Raw genomic sequence first — 16,219 nt, 5'->3', positions numbered from 1 at the left:
CATGCATATTGCCCGTGATCTTGCCCAAGCGATCGGCAACACCCCTTTGATCCGTCTCAACAAAGTGAGCGAGGCGACCGGCTGTGAGATTTACGGCAAGGCGGAATTCATGAACCCTGGCCAATCGGTGAAAGACCGTGCGGCGCTTTATATCATCAAAGATGCGCTGGAGCGCGGTGAGCTGAAGCCCGGTGGCACCATTGTGGAAGGCACAGCGGGCAACACCGGTATTGGTCTTGCGCTGGTGGGCGCCTCCATGGGGTTCAAGACCGTGATTGTGATCCCTGAGACTCAATCTCAGGAAAAGAAAGACATGTTGCGCCTTGCGGGTGCGGAGCTGGTGCAGGTGCCTGCCGCGCCTTACCGCAACCCCAACAACTATGTACGCTACTCTGGCCGTCTGGCCGCTGAGCTGGCCAAGACCGAGCCAAACGGCGCGATCTGGGCAAACCAGTTTGACAACGTCGCCAACCGTCGTGCCCACGTGGAAACCACCGGCCCCGAAGTTTGGGAACAGACCGGCGGCAAAGTGGACGGGTTTATCTGTGCGGTCGGCTCCGGCGGCACATTGGCTGGTGTGGCCGAAGCCATTCAGGGCAAAGGCGTGAAAATCGGTCTGGCCGATCCAATGGGCGCGGCGCTGCACAGCTTCTACACCACAGGTGAGCTGAAATCCGAAGGTGGCTCGATCACCGAAGGCATCGGTCAGGGCCGGATCACGGCCAACCTTGAGGGCTTCACCCCGGACATGAGCTATCAGATCTCTGATGAAGAGGCGCTGCCTTATGTCTTTGATCTGCTGCAGGACGAAGGCCTGTGCCTTGGCGGCTCCTCCGGTGTGAACATCGCCGGTGCGGTGCGCATGGCAAAAGAGATGGGCCCGGGCCACACCATTGTGACCATCCTTTGTGACTATGGCACACGCTATCAGTCCAAACTCTTCAACCCGGCGTTCCTGAAGGAAAAAGGCCTGCCGACCCCGGAATGGCTGGGCAACAAAGGCCCATCCAGCATTCCGGGCGTGTTTGAAGACGTCTAAGGGCAACTGACGATGCGCGCTTTCGCCCGGACCCTGCTAGCGGCAACCCTGTGTTTGGTTGTCTGGATGACGGCGGTCTGGGCGCAAAGCGCCAGCGGGCCAGGTTCCGGGCCAAACTACGAGGATTGGCGCTCCGTCGCAGCCCGTGCCGAATTGGCCATTGAAAACAATCGCGCCTCTGAAGGCGCGATGACCGAGCTGCGCAAACAGTTGGTGGACTGGCGCCGACAGTTTGCCGCCGACAGTTCACGCAGCAGCGTGTCTTCTCAGACCTTGGAGGCGCAGCTCAACCGTCTTGGGCCGGTGCCTGAAGGCGGTGAGGCCGCGGATGTGGCCGCCGAGCGGCAGCGATTGGAAACCCAGCTTTCTGAGGCGCAGGCCCCCATCCGGCAAGCAGAGCTTGCTCAAGCGGAGGCAAATGAGCTGATCCGCGCGATTGATGCTTTGCTAAGAGACCGGCAGACAGATCTGCTTCTGGAGCCGGGACCAATTCCGCTGATCCCGTCGCTGTGGCCTGCGGCTTTCGTGGAAGTAGGCAAGACCATCCGCCTGCTGACGCTGGAGTTTGAGGGCAACTGGAAGCAGCAACGCCTGCGCCATGAGCTGCGCAAATCCGTGCCGCTGATGCTGTTCTATCTGGCAATTGGCGGCTTGCTGGTGACGCGCGGCATGCGCTGGACCGATGCGGCCCTGAGCCGGATTGTCTCTCAAAGCGAGCATATGTCGGCGCTGCGCTGGATCTCGGTCTTTTTGCTGTCCTTTGGCCAGGTGCTGTTGCCGATGCTGGGCGCGGTGGCTTTGGCAGAAGCGGTCTATGCCACCGATCTGGCGGGGCTGCGCGGCGGGGTGATACTGTCACTGCTGCCACAGATGACCTTTGAGCTGTTGGTGGCCAAATGGCTTGGAGAGCGCTTTTTCTCGCGCCATGAGCGTCCTTTGATGCCGGTCAATCTGACGGAGAAAGACAAACGTCGCGGACGCCGGGCGGCGACAGTGCTGGGCGCTTTGCTGGCTTTGGCGACGCTCACCGGCGAAATGTCCCGCTTTGAAAGCTGGGATCGTGGCACAGAGTCGGTGGTGTTCTTTGTGCTCTGCGTTCTGGCGGCTGTCTGCCTCGTGCAGATCGCTTTGCTGGGCAAGAAGCATGCCCATAGCCTGACCGATGAAACCTCGTTGAGCCGCTCGGCGCTTGAGCAGATGCTGCGCATTCTGGCGGTTTTTGCCATGGGCGCTGCGGTTGTCGGGATTGCGGTGTCGCTGGCTGGTCTGGTGCGCGGCGGCAGCTTCCTGATTTTCTCCACCGCCAAGACCATGTTGTTGGTGGGCTTCTTGCTGGTTTCCCAACGGGTGATCCAGAAGGTCTACGCCGCGCTCGAAGGGCGTGATGACGATGAAAGTTCGCTGGCGGCGGTGATCACGGGCATCGCCATGGTGATTGCCGCGCTGCCGATACTGGCGCTGACCTGGGGCGTGCGCACAGCAGACCTGCAGGAGCTGTGGACCCAGTGGAACAACGGGCTGAGCTTCAGCGGGCTGACCCTGTCACCGCGGGTGATCCTGATCCTGATTGTCGTGTTTGTGATCGGTCACGGCATCACACGTTTGATGCAGAGCTTCCTGCGCGACAACATCCTGCCCAAGACGCGCGTGGATGTGGGCGGGCAGACGGCGATTGTATCCGGTGCTGGCTATATTGGTAATTTCATTGCCATTCTGGTGGCCCTGTCGATTGCAGGCATCAACCTGAGCAACGTGGCGCTGTTTGCCGGGGCGCTTTCTGTTGGGATCGGTTTTGGTCTGCAGACCATTGTGTCCAACTTTGTGAGCGGGATCATCCTGCTGATTGAGCGCCCGGTGAGCGAGGGCGACTGGATCGAGGTTGGCGGCCAGATGGGCTATGTGCGCGATATTTCGGTGCGCTCCACGCGGATCGAGACCTTTGACCGCACAGATGTGGTGGTGCCGAACTCTGATCTGATCTCTGGCACGGTGACCAACTACACGCGCGGCAACACGGTTGGGCGTGTGATTGTGCCGGTGGGCGTGGCCTATGGCACAGACACGCGGCGGGTTGAGAAGATCCTGATGGAAATCGCGGAGGGCCATCCGATGGTACTGGCCAATCCGGGACCTGCGGTGGTGTTTCAGGGCTTTGGCGCAGATGCGCTGGACTTTGAAATCCGCGCTATTCTGCGGGATGTGAACTGGATGCTGACCGTGAAAAGCGATCTCAACCACGCGATTGCAGAGCGGTTTGTTGCGGAAGGCATCGAGATACCCTTTGCGCAGCGCGATATCTGGCTGCGCAATCCGGAAGCTTTGCGCAGTGCACCTGCTGCAGCGCCTAAGCCTGTGGATGCTGAGGACAGTGCGCCAGTTGCGCCCGCCAAGGGTAAGCTAACGCCGCCTGACGCGGAGGATATGGGCGGTGACGGGACCGCTGAGGGGGAGCCTGACGGGGAGGGGCGATGACGGATTTGTTGTTTTTGAAAGATGCGTATCTGAAGGAAGCACCGGCAAAGGTGATCGGACACACGCCGGAAGGCGGTATCCTGCTGGATGAAACGTTGTTTTACGCAACCAGCGGCGGGCAACCCGGCGACAGCGGCGAGCTGCGCTGGGATGGCAAGACGCTGAAAATCGCCACGGCTGTCAAAGTGCCGGAAGGCGGCATTGCGCTGGTGCCTTCAGAACCGGAGGAGCTGCCCCCGGTCGGGGCGCAGCTGATGCAGGTGTTGGATTGGCCCCGTCGTCACCGCCACATGCGCGTGCACACAGCGCTGCATCTGTTGTCTGTGGTGATCCCGCTGCCGGTGACCGGTGGATCGATTGGCACCGAGAAAGGTCGGCTTGATTTTGATATGCCTGAGGCCCCTGAGGACAAAGAGGCCTTAACGGAAGCGCTTAACGCGCTGATCTCTCAGGACTTTGCGATTTCACAGACCTGGATCACGGATGAGGAGCTGGAAGCCAATCCGGGGCTTGTGAAGACTATGTCTGTTGCGCCCCCTAAGGGCGCCGGTCGTGTGCGGCTGGTGCGGATCGGCTCTGGCACGGAACAGGTGGATTTGCAGCCCTGCGGCGGTACACATGTGGCGAGCACCGGTGAGATTGGGCGTGTGCGGATCGGCAAGATCGAGAAAAAAGGGCGTCAGAACCGCCGCGTTTATCTGCATCTTGAGGGGTGAATTCGCAGCGGGGCTCAAGCGCTAAGTCTGTGCGCCAGCTGTGTTCTTTAGCGCTTTGAATTCACTTTAAAAAACGGAAAAAGAAAAAACGAAAAAAGGCGAGGTGCCATGACCAAATAGACCTCGCCTTTTTCGTGACCAGTGGAGGGTTCTCCAGCGGTCTTAACTGTCAGTCACCACAAGCCGCAGGTGGGCATGTTTGGTGGGCGCCAGAGTTGTCTGCACAGGTGTCTTGGGCGCTTTGGCGCTTTGCGCGGCAGGATCAAACTGAGGCATGGAAATCTTCTGTGGGCGCAGGATTGTCGCGACCGGCTCAGAGCTGTTCTCGCTGGCGGCTTCGATGCGGCGCAGGAAGCTGCCTTCCAGGTCAAAGCGTTCCGGGCTGCGGCCAACGTCGCCATCGATGGTGATTGCGCCGAGGATACGGTTCACCTCACCGGAGTCGCTGCGTAGGGGCAGGAGCATCATTTCGCCCTGAAGACCGGTACGGCCAAAGCTGCGGCGGGAGGTGAGCTCAAGACGGCCTACGGCGGGTGCGGAGAACACTTTTTCCAGCACTTCGCCAAAGCTTTCACGGGAGTCGCCGTTGATCAGGGCAGACATTGGCATGCCGCGCATGTCCATGCCCATCACGTCAGACAGGGTGTTGCAGGAGACGCGCAGGCGGGCGAGGCCCGGTGCAATGCGCTCCAGAATGAATGCGTGCTTCAGGAGTTTCTGGATACGGCGCGGGTCAACATCGCTACGGTATGGAATGGAGTCGCCATCACGGAGACCTTCCCAGTAGGCTTTCACCTCCTGCATCACCTCGATGCTGTGCACTTTGGCGGCACCAGATTTTCCGTCTCCAAAAATTCTCACAACTCTCTCCCCGAATACCTATGGCGTTAGTCGTTACTCGTACGCAGAAGCTTTCGTTCTTTCTTGATTATCTGTCGGAACGGAAAGCGTTTACAACTCGTAAAACACTTATCTCACATTTTATTTGTTTTGCGCCCAAAATAGTCAAAATTGGTTAACGGATCGGCGCGTTAACATTGCTCTTCAGCTCAGAATAGATTTAGGTGCAGCAATAGCTTAGCGGCAGGAGGATCTGATGCTGGAGTCAATGACAGGATATGCGTCTCACAAGGGAGACGCGCTGGGACACAGCTGGACGTGGGATCTGCGCAGTGTGAATGCCAAGGGGTTGGACCTGCGTCTGCGGGTGCCTGACTGGATTGAGGGGCTGGAGCCAGCGGTGCGCGGCGCTTTGTCCAAGGCGTTGTCACGCGGGAGCGTGAACCTGTCGCTGCGTGTTCAGAAAGAAGAAGAGCAGGGCGCGCTGTCGGTGAACGCCGGACAGCTGGCCGCCGTGCTGAGTGCGATCAAGACGGCAGAGGCGCAGGCGGCAGAGGCCGGTGTGACGCTCGCACCCTCAAAGGCCAGCGATGTACTGGGTATCAGGGGCGTCTTGGAAACCACCTCTGAGGAGACCGACACCAAAGCGCTGTTGCAGGCGCTGATGGCGGAGGTGCCTGCGTTGCTTGAGAGCTTTAAGGCGATGCGCCAACAGGAAGGACAGGCGCTGCATACCGTGTTGATGGATCAGCTCAGCCAGATTGAAACACTGACCGCGCAGGCGGCAGAGGCGGCAGAGGCGCGGCGGGCGGAAAGTGCGGACACCCTGCGCAGCAATCTGGCGCGGGTTCTTGAGAACAGTGACGGGGCGGATGAAGCCCGAGTGGCACAAGAGCTGGCGATGCTGGCGGTGAAATCCGATGTTATGGAAGAGCTGGACCGGCTGCGTGCCCATGTTGAGGCCGCGCGCGGGCTGATTGAAACCGGCAGCCCGATTGGTCGTAAGCTCGATTTTCTGATGCAGGAATTCAACCGTGAGGCCAATACGCTCTGTTCCAAGGCGCAATCGGTGGATTTGACGCGGATTGGGCTGGACCTCAAAGCCGTGATAGATCAGATGCGGGAACAGGTTCAAAACGTGGAATGAGACTATGAGCAACAGACGCGGCCTTCTGATCATTTTGTCGAGCCCCTCCGGCGCAGGGAAATCAACGCTGGCGCGGCGCCTGATGGCCTGGGATCCGGGCCTGAAGTTTTCGGTCTCTGCCACCACGCGCGCACCACGCCCCGGCGAGGAGCACGGGCGCGAATACTTCTTTATGAAAGAAGATGCGTTCAAGGCGCAGGTGGCGGAAGGCCAGATGCTGGAGCACGCACACGTCTTCGGGAATTTCTACGGCTCCCCAGCGGGCCCTGTGAAAGAGACCATCGATTCCGGTCAAGACGTGTTGTTTGACGTGGATTGGCAAGGTGAGATCCAGATCCGCAATTCGGATCTCGGCAAACACGCGCTGTCGATCTTTATCCTGCCGCCCAGCATTGTTGAGCTGCGCCGCCGCCTGGAAACCCGTGCGCAGGACAGTGAGGATGTGATCGCCAAGCGTATGCTCAAGAGCTGGGATGAGATCAGCCACTGGGGCTATTATGACTATGTGCTGGTCAACGACGATCTGGATGAGACTGAAGCGCGCTTGAAAACCATTGTCGAAGCCGAGCGGATGCGCCGGATTCAGCAGCCTGAGCTGCAGGATCATGTGCGCCAGTTGCAGATGCAGTTTGAGGAGATGTCCTGATGGCGATTTACGAGCTGGATGGGGTGCAGCCGCAGCAGGACGAGAACAGCTGGTGTGCGCCGGATGCCAATCTGATCGGCAATGTGGTGCTGGAGGCCGGTGCCTCGGTCTGGTTTGGCAGCACGCTGCGCGGTGACAACGAAGAAATTCGCGTTGGCGCTGGCTCTAATGTGCAGGAAAACTGTGTGCTGCACACGGATATGGGCTTTCCGCTTTCGATCGGTGCGGGATGTACGATTGGCCATAAGGTGATGCTGCATGGCTGCACCATCGGAGAGAACAGCCTGATCGGCATGGGCGCAATCGTGCTGAATGGCGCCAAGATTGGCAAAAACTGCCTGATCGGGGCAGGGGCGTTGATCCCGGAAGGCAAAGAGATTCCGGATGGCAGCCTTGTGATGGGCACGCCAGGCAAGGTGGTGCGCACGCTGGATGAGGCGGCGATTGCCAAGCTGCGGCTGTCGGCGCTGCATTATCAGGAGAACTTCCTGCGCTACAAAACGGGGCTGCGCGAAATCTGACGCGCGGGCGGCGAAATATGACAAAGCTGGCTTTGCTGGCCGGATTTGTCATATCTCTGTTACAAATCTGCGGTTTGAGCCTTGCAAGTGCGCCATGCCGAAATGGCGCGGTGTTTGAGGCAGGGAGTCGACATGCAGCGTGAGTTTTACAGGTCTTATCTGGAGGCCATCCCGCTACCAGCGGTGCTGGTGGACAGCCGCGCCCGGATCATTGGCGGCAATGCGGCGGCGGTGAAGCTGAACCCGCATGCGGATGGGGATCGCCCTCTGATCCTGGTGTTTCGCCAGCCGAGCTTGAACACGGCGGTCGAGGATTGCCTGCGCGAAGGCGACGCGCAACGCGCGATCTATCTGCACAGCGAAGGTCCGCAGGAACATCGGTATGATGTGACCTGCTCGCCCGTGACATTGACACCTGATGACAGCGGGCCACGGGGTTTGCGCCTGCCGCAGGGCGGGCAGAGCTTCAAAGGTGTGTTGATCTGCTTTCAGGACGTCACCGAAATGCAGCAGCTCGATCAGATGCGCCGCGACTTTGTGGCCAATGTGAGCCACGAGCTGCGCACGCCGCTGACCGCAATCCTTGGATTTGTGGAAACGCTGCAAGGGCCTGCGCGGGCGGATCCCAAGGCGCAGGACCGTTTCCTTGGCATCATGTCGGCCGAAGCGAGCCGGATGAACCGCCTTGTGGGGGATCTGCTGTCTTTGAGCCGTGTGGAAGAGGTTTCACGGATGCGGCCCACGGATCCGGTGGATCTGGATCAGGTGATCCGCTCTGTGCTGCAGAATCTTGGGCCAATGGCAGAAGACAACGATTGCGCGCTGATCTACGCGCGGGAGCGCGATCCGGCCGTGGTGGCAGGCGATGCGGATCAACTTTTGCAGGTTGTCACAAACCTTGTGGAGAACGCGCTGAAATACGGCGGGCGCGGCACGCAGGTGACTGTGACCCTCAAAGAGCGCAGCAATAGCAATGGTGTGATGGGGCCGGGCTTTGCATTGGCGGTCAAAGATGACGGTCCGGGAATCGACTCTGTGCACATTGCACGTTTAACGGAGCGTTTTTACCGGATCGACTCTCATAGGTCGCGGGAAATGGGCGGAACCGGCCTTGGCCTCGCAATTGTAAAACACATTATTAACCGTCACCGGGGGCGTCTGCAGATCGACAGCGTGGTGGGTAAAGGTAGTGTTTTCAAAGTGTTGCTTCCGCTGCGTTAACTTTTACCTAACGTCTTTTTTGCTCAAAAGACATATTTTCTGGCCCGCTGTCATACAGCTGTTACATAGCCGTCACAAAAGCTTCGAACAGGCGCATTAGACCGCGTCGTGAGACTGACAACGACACAGTCCACAACACATGGAGTTAAATTAATGTCTGTCAAACTGACTGCCTCTGCTCTGGCCATCGCGGCCGTTGCTGCCACTTCTGCCGCCGCGCGTGACCAAGTTCAGGTCGCCGGTTCCTCCACGGTTCTGCCTTACGCTTCCATCGTTGCAGAAGCTTTCGGCGAAAACTTCGACTTCCCAACCCCGGTTGTTGAATCCGGTGGTTCTTCCGCAGGTCTGAAGCGCTTCTGCCAGGGTGTTGGCACCGAGCACACCGACGTTGCAAACGCGTCCCGCAAAATCCGCGACAAAGAGATCAAAGCCTGTGCCGAGAATGGTGTGACCGACATCATCGAAGTGCGCATCGGTTATGACGGCATCGTATTTGCTTCCCAGCTGAACGGCCCTGAGTATGTGGCTTTCACGCAGTCTGACATCTTCAACGCGCTGGCTCCAAAAGTGATGGTTGACGGCAAGCTGGTTGATAACCCGCACAAGAAATGGTCCGACTTCAACGCTGACCTGCCAGCCGAAGACATCCTGGCGTTCATCCCAGGCACCAAGCACGGCACCCGTGAAGTGTTCGAAGAGAAAGTTGTTGCAGCAGGCTGTGAAGCCACTGGCGCTTTTGAAGCGATGATCCACGCTGGCATGTCTGAAGACGATGCAGAAGACGCATGTCTGGAAGTGATGTCTGACGGCCGCGCCGTGGACATCGACGGTGACTACACCGAGACTCTGGCGTCCATCGACTCCAACGCAAACGGCATCGGCGTGTTTGGCCTGGCGTTCTATGAGAACAACACCGACAAGCTGAAAGTGGCGACCATGGCGGGCGTTGAGCCTTCCACCGAAACCATCTCCACCGGCGAATACCCTGTGTCCCGCCCGCTGTACTTCTACGTGAAGAAAGCGCACATCGGCGTGATCCCTGGCCTGAAAGAATATGCTGAGTTCTTCATCTCCGATGAGATCGCAGGCGGCGACGGCCCTCTGGCAGAGTACGGCCTCGTGTCCGACCCAGCACTGGTTGAAACTCAGGATGCAGTTGCTGCTGAGAAAACCATGGGTGGCGACAGCTAATCCGACCTGAGTGTCGATGAAACAAATTGAGGCGGCGCCCGTCGCCGCCTCTTTTCCAATTTGTCTTGGAATAAGACTACTGGGGGACCCATGCCTGTAATTTGGCTCTGTGTGATTGTGCTGGCGATATCCATCGTCGGCTTTATTTTTGGGAGACAGCGCGCGTTGAGCAGCGCTGGTGGTGACGCACGAAATCTCCATTCCCTGCCGAACTACTACGGCTGGAATGTGTTTATGAAAGTCGTGGCCCCCGCGTTCGGGTTGATGATTGTTTGGCTGATTGCTCAGCCACTTGTCATCCAGAACAGCATTTCCGGCATGATCCCTGAAGCCGAGATCAAAGAAGGCTCCAGCATTGGCCTCGTGATGGCCGAGGTGCGCCGCACCGCGGACGGGCTGAACAACGCTGTGGCTGCCGGCGTGATCTCTCAGGAACTTTCCAACGATCCGGGTGTCGATGTTGAGGCGCTGACCGCCAGCCTGAAAGAGGCGGGGCAGGTTGTGACCTCCACCATCACCCAGCCAATTTTGCTGGCCGCACAGGCCTACCGCACCATGACCAACACCGGCAGCCTGATTTTGGCCGCACTGGTGCTTCTGGTGTCGCTGGGTGCCGCAGGCTTTGCCGTGCGTCAGGCCGACAAAGACTACAAGGCGCGCAATGTGGTGGAGCAGGGTGTTCTGGCGCTGCTGATGGCGGCGGCTTCTGTCGCGATCCTCACCACCATTGGCATCGTGCTCTCGCTGGTGTTCAACACCGCCGAATTCTTCCGTCTCTATCCGGCGGCGGACTTCTTCACGCTGCTGGAATGGGCGCCAAGCTTCTCCGGCCGTGGTGGGGCCTCCAAGCTGGGTATCCTGCCGCTGCTGTGGGGGACGATCTATATCTCGATCATCGCGCTTTTGGTGGCTGTGCCGATTGGCCTGTTCGCTGCGGTCTATCTGTCTGAGTACGCCACACCACGTGTGCGCGGCATTGCGAAGCCGCTGCTGGAAATCCTCGCGGGTATCCCGACCATCGTTTACGGTCTCTTCGCACTGCTGACCATCGGGCCGCTACTGGTATCCGTGTTTGGCGAAGATGGCGCGGGCTGGATGAGCGGTGGCCGCGCGGTGATGACCGCTGGTATCGCCATGGGCATCATGCTGATCCCATTTGTGAGCTCGCTGTCTGATGACATCATCAACGCGGTACCGCAGGCGATGCGTGACGGCTCTTATGGTCTGGGCGCAACCCAGTCTGAGACCATCAAGCAGGTGATCCTGCCAGCGGCGTTGCCGGGCATCGTTGGTGCGATCCTTCTGGCCGCAAGCCGTGCGATTGGCGAGACCATGATTGTGGTGATGGGGGCAGGAGCCGCTGCACGGCTGTCGCTCAACCCGTTTGAAGCCATGACCACCGTGACCGCCAAGATCGTCTCTCAGCTGACCGGGGACTCTGACTTTGCCTCTCCTGAGGCGCTGGTGGCCTTTGCCCTTGGGATCTCACTTTTTGTTCTGACTTTGGGGCTGAACGTCTTTGCCCTCTACATCGTCCGTAAGTATCGGGAGCAGTACGAATGACCGACGCAAGCCTTCCCAACGCTGGCGCAAAGCCGCAGTCCGGCTCGCTCACGACCGTGGATGCGCGCACCAAGAAGCGCAATGCCGCCGAGAAACGCTTCCGCGCCTATGGTGTCGCGGCGATTTCGACAGGCATCCTGTTTCTGATCGTGTTGCTGTTTTCCATCGTGACAAGCGGTATTGGCGCTTTCCAGCAGACCTTCATCACGGTGCCGGTCTATCTGGATGAAGCCAAGCTCGACAAAAAGGGCAACCGCAACATCGACGACATCAAGAAGGTCTCAACCTTCGGCTATAACCCTCTGATCCAAAAGGCAGTTTTGAAAGCGGTCGAGGATGCGGGCATTGAAACGCCGCTGAAAAAGTCCAAAGACATGAAGGCGTTGATTTCGGCCTCCGCAGCTGGTCAGGTGCGCGCGGCGGTGATCGACAATCCGGCGCTGATTGGTCAGACCGTCGAGTTCAAGTTTCTCGCTTCCAGCCGCGTTGACGGCTATCTGAAGGACCGCGTGAAGCGCGAACATCTGGCGCGTGACAAGAACATCGACGCAGAGCACCTCGACATCGTGGATGGGCTTCAGGACGCGGGCGTTCTGGCAAAAACATTCAACCCGGCCTTCATCTTCGGCGCGGATGCATCTGAAAGTCGCGCAGAGCAAGCCGGTATCGGTGTCTCCATGCTGGGCTCGTTGTTCATGATGTTTGTGGTGCTGTTCCTGGCGCTGCCATTGGGCGTAGCCGCTTCGATCTATCTTGAGGAATTTGCGCCTAAGAACCGCCTGACAGATCTTATTGAGGTGAATATCTCCAACCTCGCAGCGGTGCCTTCCATCGTGTTTGGTATCCTTGGTCTGGCGGTTTTCATACAGTTCATGCACCTGCCGCAATCCGCACCGCTGGTGGGTGGTTTGGTGCTGACACTGATGACCTTGCCAACAATCATCATCTCCACCCGTGCATCGCTGAAATCAGTGCCGCCAAGCATCCGTGATGCAGCGCTGGGGGTAGGGGCCTCCAAGATGCAATCGGTCTTCCACCACGTGCTGCCGCTGGCTGCGCCTGGCATCCTGACCGGCACCATCATTGGTCTGGCGCAGGCGCTTGGGGAAACCGCACCTCTGCTGCTGATTGGTATGGTGGGCTATATTGCCTCCAACGCGCCGGACGGCATTGCCAGCGGTCTGCTCGATCCAAACTCCGCGATGCCCGCGCAGATCTATGAATGGGCAAAACGGGCTGACCCAGCCTATTATGAACGCGCTTGGGGCGGGATCATCATTCTGTTGGTCTTCCTCATCTCAATGAACACTCTCGCAGTCATCCTGCGCCGCCGGTTTGAGCGCCGTTGGTAAGCAAAGGATTGAAACACATGTACGATCAAGCTGAACTGGGGGCCGCTGTGGACCAGAATTCAACCAAAATCTCCGCCCGTAACGTGCAGGTATATTACGGCGACACCCATGCGATCAAAGACGTGAACGTCGATATCGACGCCAAAGCTGTGACCGCCTTTATCGGCCCGTCCGGTTGCGGCAAGTCCACTTTCCTGCGTTGTATCAACCGGATGAACGACACAATTGATGTGTGTCGCGTGCAAGGTGACATCCTGATTGATGGCGAAGACATCTATGACAAGCGCGTCGATCCTGTGCAGCTGCGCGCCAAAGTGGGCATGGTGTTCCAGAAACCGAACCCGTTCCCAAAGTCGATCTATGACAACATCGCTTATGGTCCACGCATCCACGGTCTCGCCAAGAACAAGGCAGATCTCGATGATATTGTTGAGAAATCCCTGCGCCGTGGCGCGATTTGGGATGAGGTGAAAGACCGTCTGCACGCGCCGGGCACCGGTTTGTCCGGTGGTCAGCAGCAGCGTCTTTGTATTGCGCGTGCTGTGGCAACCGAACCAGAAGTGCTGCTGATGGACGAGCCATGTTCCGCACTTGACCCGATTGCAACCGCACAGGTCGAAGAGCTGATTGACGAGCTGCGCCACCAGTATTCCGTAGTGATCGTGACGCACTCCATGCAGCAGGCCGCGCGCGTCAGCCAAAAAACCGCGTTCTTCCACCTGGGCAATCTGGTGGAATTTGGGGAGACCTCGCAGATCTTCACCAACCCAAAAGACGAACGCACCGAAAGCTATATCACTGGCCGGATCGGCTAAGGAGACTGGATTATGAACGACCAACATATTGCCTCTGCCTTTGACCGTGACCTTGAGGGTATTCAGGCGCATGTGATGAAAATGGGCGGCCTCGTTGAGGCGGCGATCGGTGATGCGGCCACCTCCATGCAGAACCGCGACGAAGAGCTCGCAGGTGAAGTGCGCAAGGGCGACAAGGCGGTGGACGCGCTTGAAGATCTGATCAACGAGCAATGCGCCAATCTGATTGCGCTGCGTGCGCCAGCGGCCGTGGATTTGCGGGTTGTGCTGTCGGTTATGAAAATCGCCGCCAACCTGGAACGCATTGGCGACTATGCCAAAAACATGGCCAAACGCACCGCGGTTCTTGTGCATATGGAGCAGGTTGAAGGCGCACACAGCTCTCTGCGCCGGATGGCTCAGGAAGTGCAGCTGATGCTCAAAGACGTGCTGGATGCCTTTATCCAGCGCGACGTAGCTTTGGCTCAGGATGTGCTGGAGCGCGATCAGAACATCGACCAGATGTACAATGCGCTGTTCCGCGAATTCCTGACCTTCATGATGGAAGATCCGCGCCACATCACACCCTGCATGCACCTGCATTTTATGGCAAAAAACACCGAGCGCATGGGGGACCATGTGACCGCGATTGCCGAACAGGTGATCTATCTGGTGACCGGCTCCATGCCGGAAGAAGCGCGCCCCAAGGCGACCCGACTGGACGCCTAAAGGCGGTTTGAGAGGCAAAGCAGATGGCAAAAGATCATCCCACAGTTCTCGTTGTAGAAGATGAGCCGGCGCAGCGCGAGGTGCTGAGCTACAACCTTCAGGCAGAGGGTTTTGACGTGGAGGCCGCCGCAGATGGCGACACGGCGCTGCTGATGGTTCAGGAAGTTCTGCCCGATATTATCGTTCTCGACTGGATGCTGCCGGGCACATCTGGCATCGAAATCTGTCGGCGCCTGAAAACCCGTGCGGAGACCAAAGACATCCCGGTGATCATGTTGTCTGCGCGTTCTGAGGAAGTGGACCGTGTCCGTGGACTGGAAACCGGTGCAGATGATTATGTGGTCAAACCATACTCTGTGATGGAGCTGATGGCGCGGGTGCGCAACCAGCTGCGCCGTGTGCGGCCATCCTCGGTGGGTCAGACGCTAACCTATGAGGATATCATTCTGGATGCGGAAACCCATCGCGTGACGCGCTCGGACGAAGCGCTGCGTTTGGGGCCGACCGAGTTCCGGCTGCTCGCAACCTTTATGGAAAAACCGGGCCGGGTCTGGAGCCGGGAGCAGTTGCTGGATCGGGTCTGGGGCCGCGACATCTACGTCGATAGCCGCACGGTGGATGTGCATATCGGGCGGCTGCGCAAAGCGCTCTGTGTGCATGGCGGAGAAGATCCGCTGAGAACAGTGCGCGGCGCAGGCTATGCGCTCGGCTGACTTACTTTTGTATCAATAGACATACAGGGCGCGTTGAGGCGCGCTTTGTATGCGCTTGATAATCAAGGAAAGTCCGGATGTTGGACCAAGTTTGGCGATGTAATCTATATTTCATATAATTGGTATTATGTCATTTAGTGACATTCCAACGACCATGAAACCACCTCTGGACACATAACTGGGCTTTACTATACCTTAAGGATTAGTTCGTGGGGATGAACGGTCCTGATGAAAACTCGAAATTCTGCCGAAATGAGCGCCCGTAAACCGATCCGGCGCTTGTTCGTCTACTTGCCAAACGGATGCACGTATGGACGAATCTTTGGATTATGTTGAAACGGTGATGAACCAGACCAGCCTTGAGGCGCTCTGGGAATTGCACTGCGCCAAAATGGCGACCTATGGTTTTGACAAAATCATCTATGGCTACACCAACTATCGCAGCGGTATGTCGCTGGGTGATGTGGAAGATTTCTTTATCCTGTCCAACCACCAGCGCGACTATCTCGACAAATATATCGGTGAAGGCCTCTATTTTGACGGCCCCATGATGAAATGGTCGCTGGACAATGCTGGCGCACAAAGCTGGAGCATCATTCAGAACGCCTTTGCGGCTGGAAATCTGACCGAGAAACAGATGCGCGTTCATAAGGTCAACAGAAGCTACGGTTTGAACGCTGGCTACACGATCAGTTTTCCGACGGTTTCGTCACGGCACAAAGGTGCGATTTCACTGGGTGCGCGCACAGACATGTCTCAGGAAGAGGTTGATAAGCTGTGGAAATCTGTAGGTCGAGAGATCTCTCTGATCAACAATGTGGCACATCTTAAGATCCAGTCCCTGCCCTACAAAAACCCGGAACGGGAACTCACAAAACGTCAAAGAGAAGTTTTGGAATGGGTCGGCGACGGCAAAACTATTCAGGATATTGCGCTGTTGATAGAGCGTACTCCCGCGACAGTTGAGAAGCATTTGCGACTCGCCAGAGACGCCATGAATGTAGAGACAACGGCCCAAGCTTTGCTAAAGGCGTCATTTATGCGTCAAATTTACTTGCTAGAGGGGCAAAACTGACGCATGATAGGGTCATTAGTATGGTATCCCTGACTTGTTGGTTAATTGTCAGACTGGCACTATCGAATTGTTCCGTGAGTGGTGGCTTTGGCCTTGGAACACATCGGCTCTGATCCTCGCAATTACGAGGCCCTCTGAGTTGACCGGTATACAACCCGGACGTTAGCTTTGGTTTATTTCAACCGCGAGCTGACAATTTT

General features: G+C 57.8%; 15 protein-coding genes. 14 read left to right on the top strand and 1 reads right to left on the bottom strand.

The annotated features are described in order from the left end of the window. Window position 1 precedes the first annotated feature (1 nt). The 3 genes from ACO07T_RS14160 to ACO07T_RS14150 are packed head-to-tail and all read left to right on the top strand — an operon-like array spanning window position 2 to window position 4,227. On the top strand, window positions 2-1,039 hold the full coding sequence (locus ACO07T_RS14160) for a cysteine synthase A (protein WP_209078860.1): 1,038 nt from the start codon (window positions 2-4) through the stop codon (window positions 1,037-1,039). Between the two features lie 12 nt (window positions 1,040-1,051). Next, window positions 1,052-3,511: a DUF3772 domain-containing protein gene (locus ACO07T_RS14155; protein WP_422049951.1), complete on the top strand. Its 2,460-nt coding sequence runs from the start codon at window positions 1,052-1,054 to the stop codon at window positions 3,509-3,511. Next, a complete protein-coding gene (locus ACO07T_RS14150; RefSeq protein ID WP_422049950.1) occupies window positions 3,508-4,227 on the top strand; it encodes an alanyl-tRNA editing protein in 720 nt (239 codons plus the stop codon). The genes ACO07T_RS14155 and ACO07T_RS14150 overlap by 4 nt, the downstream gene beginning before the upstream one ends. 162 nt (window positions 4,228-4,389) lie before the next feature. Here ACO07T_RS14150 and ACO07T_RS14145 read toward each other — a convergent pair whose 3' ends face one another. Then, window positions 4,390-5,088, bottom strand: coding sequence for a PAS domain-containing protein (locus ACO07T_RS14145; RefSeq protein ID WP_422049949.1), 699 nt, complete (start codon window positions 5,086-5,088; stop codon window positions 4,390-4,392). 235 nt (window positions 5,089-5,323) lie between these two features. Between ACO07T_RS14145 and ACO07T_RS14140 the strand changes: the two genes are divergently transcribed. The 11 genes from ACO07T_RS14140 to ACO07T_RS14090 all read left to right on the top strand — a co-directional run bounded on the left by ACO07T_RS14140 (window position 5,324) and on the right by ACO07T_RS14090 (window position 16,019). After that, a complete protein-coding gene (locus ACO07T_RS14140) occupies window positions 5,324-6,214 on the top strand; it encodes a YicC/YloC family endoribonuclease (RefSeq protein WP_422049948.1) in 891 nt (296 codons plus the stop codon). Window positions 6,215-6,218: 4 nt separating this feature from the next. Beyond that, window positions 6,219-6,860, top strand: a complete 642-nt coding sequence (gene gmk, locus ACO07T_RS14135; protein WP_209062693.1) for a guanylate kinase — start codon at window positions 6,219-6,221, stop codon at window positions 6,858-6,860. Continuing rightward, a complete protein-coding gene (locus ACO07T_RS14130; RefSeq protein ID WP_422049947.1) occupies window positions 6,860-7,381 on the top strand; it encodes a gamma carbonic anhydrase family protein in 522 nt (173 codons plus the stop codon). The genes gmk and ACO07T_RS14130 overlap by 1 nt, the downstream gene beginning before the upstream one ends. A 132-nt stretch (window positions 7,382-7,513) precedes the next feature. Beyond that, entirely contained in the window at window positions 7,514-8,602 is a 1,089-nt protein-coding gene (locus ACO07T_RS14125) for an ATP-binding protein (RefSeq protein ID WP_422049946.1), read from the top strand. A 153-nt stretch (window positions 8,603-8,755) separates the two neighbouring features. Further along, on the top strand, window positions 8,756-9,793 hold the full coding sequence (locus tag ACO07T_RS14120) for a substrate-binding domain-containing protein (protein WP_209078854.1): 1,038 nt from the start codon (window positions 8,756-8,758) through the stop codon (window positions 9,791-9,793). A 90-nt stretch (window positions 9,794-9,883) separates the two neighbouring features. After that, window positions 9,884-11,356 (top strand): phosphate ABC transporter permease subunit PstC, encoded by a 1,473-nt coding sequence (gene pstC, locus ACO07T_RS14115; protein ID WP_422049945.1) that lies wholly within the window; start codon window positions 9,884-9,886, stop codon window positions 11,354-11,356. Then, window positions 11,353-12,708, top strand: a complete 1,356-nt coding sequence (pstA, locus tag ACO07T_RS14110) for a phosphate ABC transporter permease PstA (RefSeq protein WP_422049944.1) — start codon at window positions 11,353-11,355, stop codon at window positions 12,706-12,708. The genes pstC and pstA overlap by 4 nt, the downstream gene beginning before the upstream one ends. Before the next feature lie 17 nt (window positions 12,709-12,725). Next, window positions 12,726-13,523 carry a phosphate ABC transporter ATP-binding protein PstB gene (pstB, locus tag ACO07T_RS14105; RefSeq protein WP_422049943.1) on the top strand — a complete coding sequence of 266 codons (798 nt, stop codon included), beginning with the start codon at window positions 12,726-12,728 and terminating at the stop codon, window positions 13,521-13,523. Window positions 13,524-13,535: 12 nt separating this feature from the next. Then, window positions 13,536-14,231: a phosphate signaling complex protein PhoU gene (phoU, locus tag ACO07T_RS14100; protein WP_422049942.1), complete on the top strand. Its 696-nt coding sequence runs from the start codon at window positions 13,536-13,538 to the stop codon at window positions 14,229-14,231. 23 nt (window positions 14,232-14,254) lie between these two features. Next, window positions 14,255-14,944 carry a phosphate regulon transcriptional regulator PhoB gene (gene phoB / locus ACO07T_RS14095; RefSeq protein ID WP_209062710.1) on the top strand — a complete coding sequence of 230 codons (690 nt, stop codon included), beginning with the start codon at window positions 14,255-14,257 and terminating at the stop codon, window positions 14,942-14,944. A gap of 310 nt (window positions 14,945-15,254) precedes the next feature. Beyond that, the gene (locus tag ACO07T_RS14090) at window positions 15,255-16,019 is read left to right on the top strand and encodes a LuxR family transcriptional regulator (protein WP_422049941.1); all 765 of its coding nucleotides are present in this window, start codon (window positions 15,255-15,257) and stop codon (window positions 16,017-16,019) included. Window positions 16,020-16,219: the final 200 nt, after the last annotated feature.

Origin of the sequence: Shimia sp., from assembly GCF_965227725.1 — a bacterium.
Taxonomy (GTDB): domain Bacteria; phylum Pseudomonadota; class Alphaproteobacteria; order Rhodobacterales; family Rhodobacteraceae; genus Shimia.
Note: the sequence above shows the minus strand (reverse complement) of the source record. Positions and strands in the feature narration are given on the sequence as shown.

What these genes read in the sequence shown, in the direction of transcription:
- ACO07T_RS14160 (WP_209078860.1), top strand. Translation starts at nt 2, where the DNA reads ATGCATATTGCCCGTGATCTTGCCCAAGCGATCGGCAACACCCCTTTG.
- ACO07T_RS14155 (WP_422049951.1), top strand. Translation starts at nt 1,052, where the DNA reads ATGCGCGCTTTCGCCCGGACCCTGCTAGCGGCAACCCTGTGTTTGGTT.
- ACO07T_RS14150 (WP_422049950.1), top strand. Translation starts at nt 3,508, where the DNA reads ATGACGGATTTGTTGTTTTTGAAAGATGCGTATCTGAAGGAAGCACCG.
- ACO07T_RS14140 (WP_422049948.1), top strand. Translation starts at nt 5,324, where the DNA reads ATGCTGGAGTCAATGACAGGATATGCGTCTCACAAGGGAGACGCGCTG.
- gmk (WP_209062693.1), top strand. Translation starts at nt 6,219, where the DNA reads ATGAGCAACAGACGCGGCCTTCTGATCATTTTGTCGAGCCCCTCCGGC.
- ACO07T_RS14130 (WP_422049947.1), top strand. Translation starts at nt 6,860, where the DNA reads ATGGCGATTTACGAGCTGGATGGGGTGCAGCCGCAGCAGGACGAGAAC.
- ACO07T_RS14125 (WP_422049946.1), top strand. Translation starts at nt 7,514, where the DNA reads ATGCAGCGTGAGTTTTACAGGTCTTATCTGGAGGCCATCCCGCTACCA.
- ACO07T_RS14120 (WP_209078854.1), top strand. Translation starts at nt 8,756, where the DNA reads ATGTCTGTCAAACTGACTGCCTCTGCTCTGGCCATCGCGGCCGTTGCT.
- pstC (WP_422049945.1), top strand. Translation starts at nt 9,884, where the DNA reads ATGCCTGTAATTTGGCTCTGTGTGATTGTGCTGGCGATATCCATCGTC.
- pstA (WP_422049944.1), top strand. Translation starts at nt 11,353, where the DNA reads ATGACCGACGCAAGCCTTCCCAACGCTGGCGCAAAGCCGCAGTCCGGC.
- pstB (WP_422049943.1), top strand. Translation starts at nt 12,726, where the DNA reads ATGTACGATCAAGCTGAACTGGGGGCCGCTGTGGACCAGAATTCAACC.
- phoU (WP_422049942.1), top strand. Translation starts at nt 13,536, where the DNA reads ATGAACGACCAACATATTGCCTCTGCCTTTGACCGTGACCTTGAGGGT.
- phoB (WP_209062710.1), top strand. Translation starts at nt 14,255, where the DNA reads ATGGCAAAAGATCATCCCACAGTTCTCGTTGTAGAAGATGAGCCGGCG.
- ACO07T_RS14090 (WP_422049941.1), top strand. Translation starts at nt 15,255, where the DNA reads ATGGACGAATCTTTGGATTATGTTGAAACGGTGATGAACCAGACCAGC.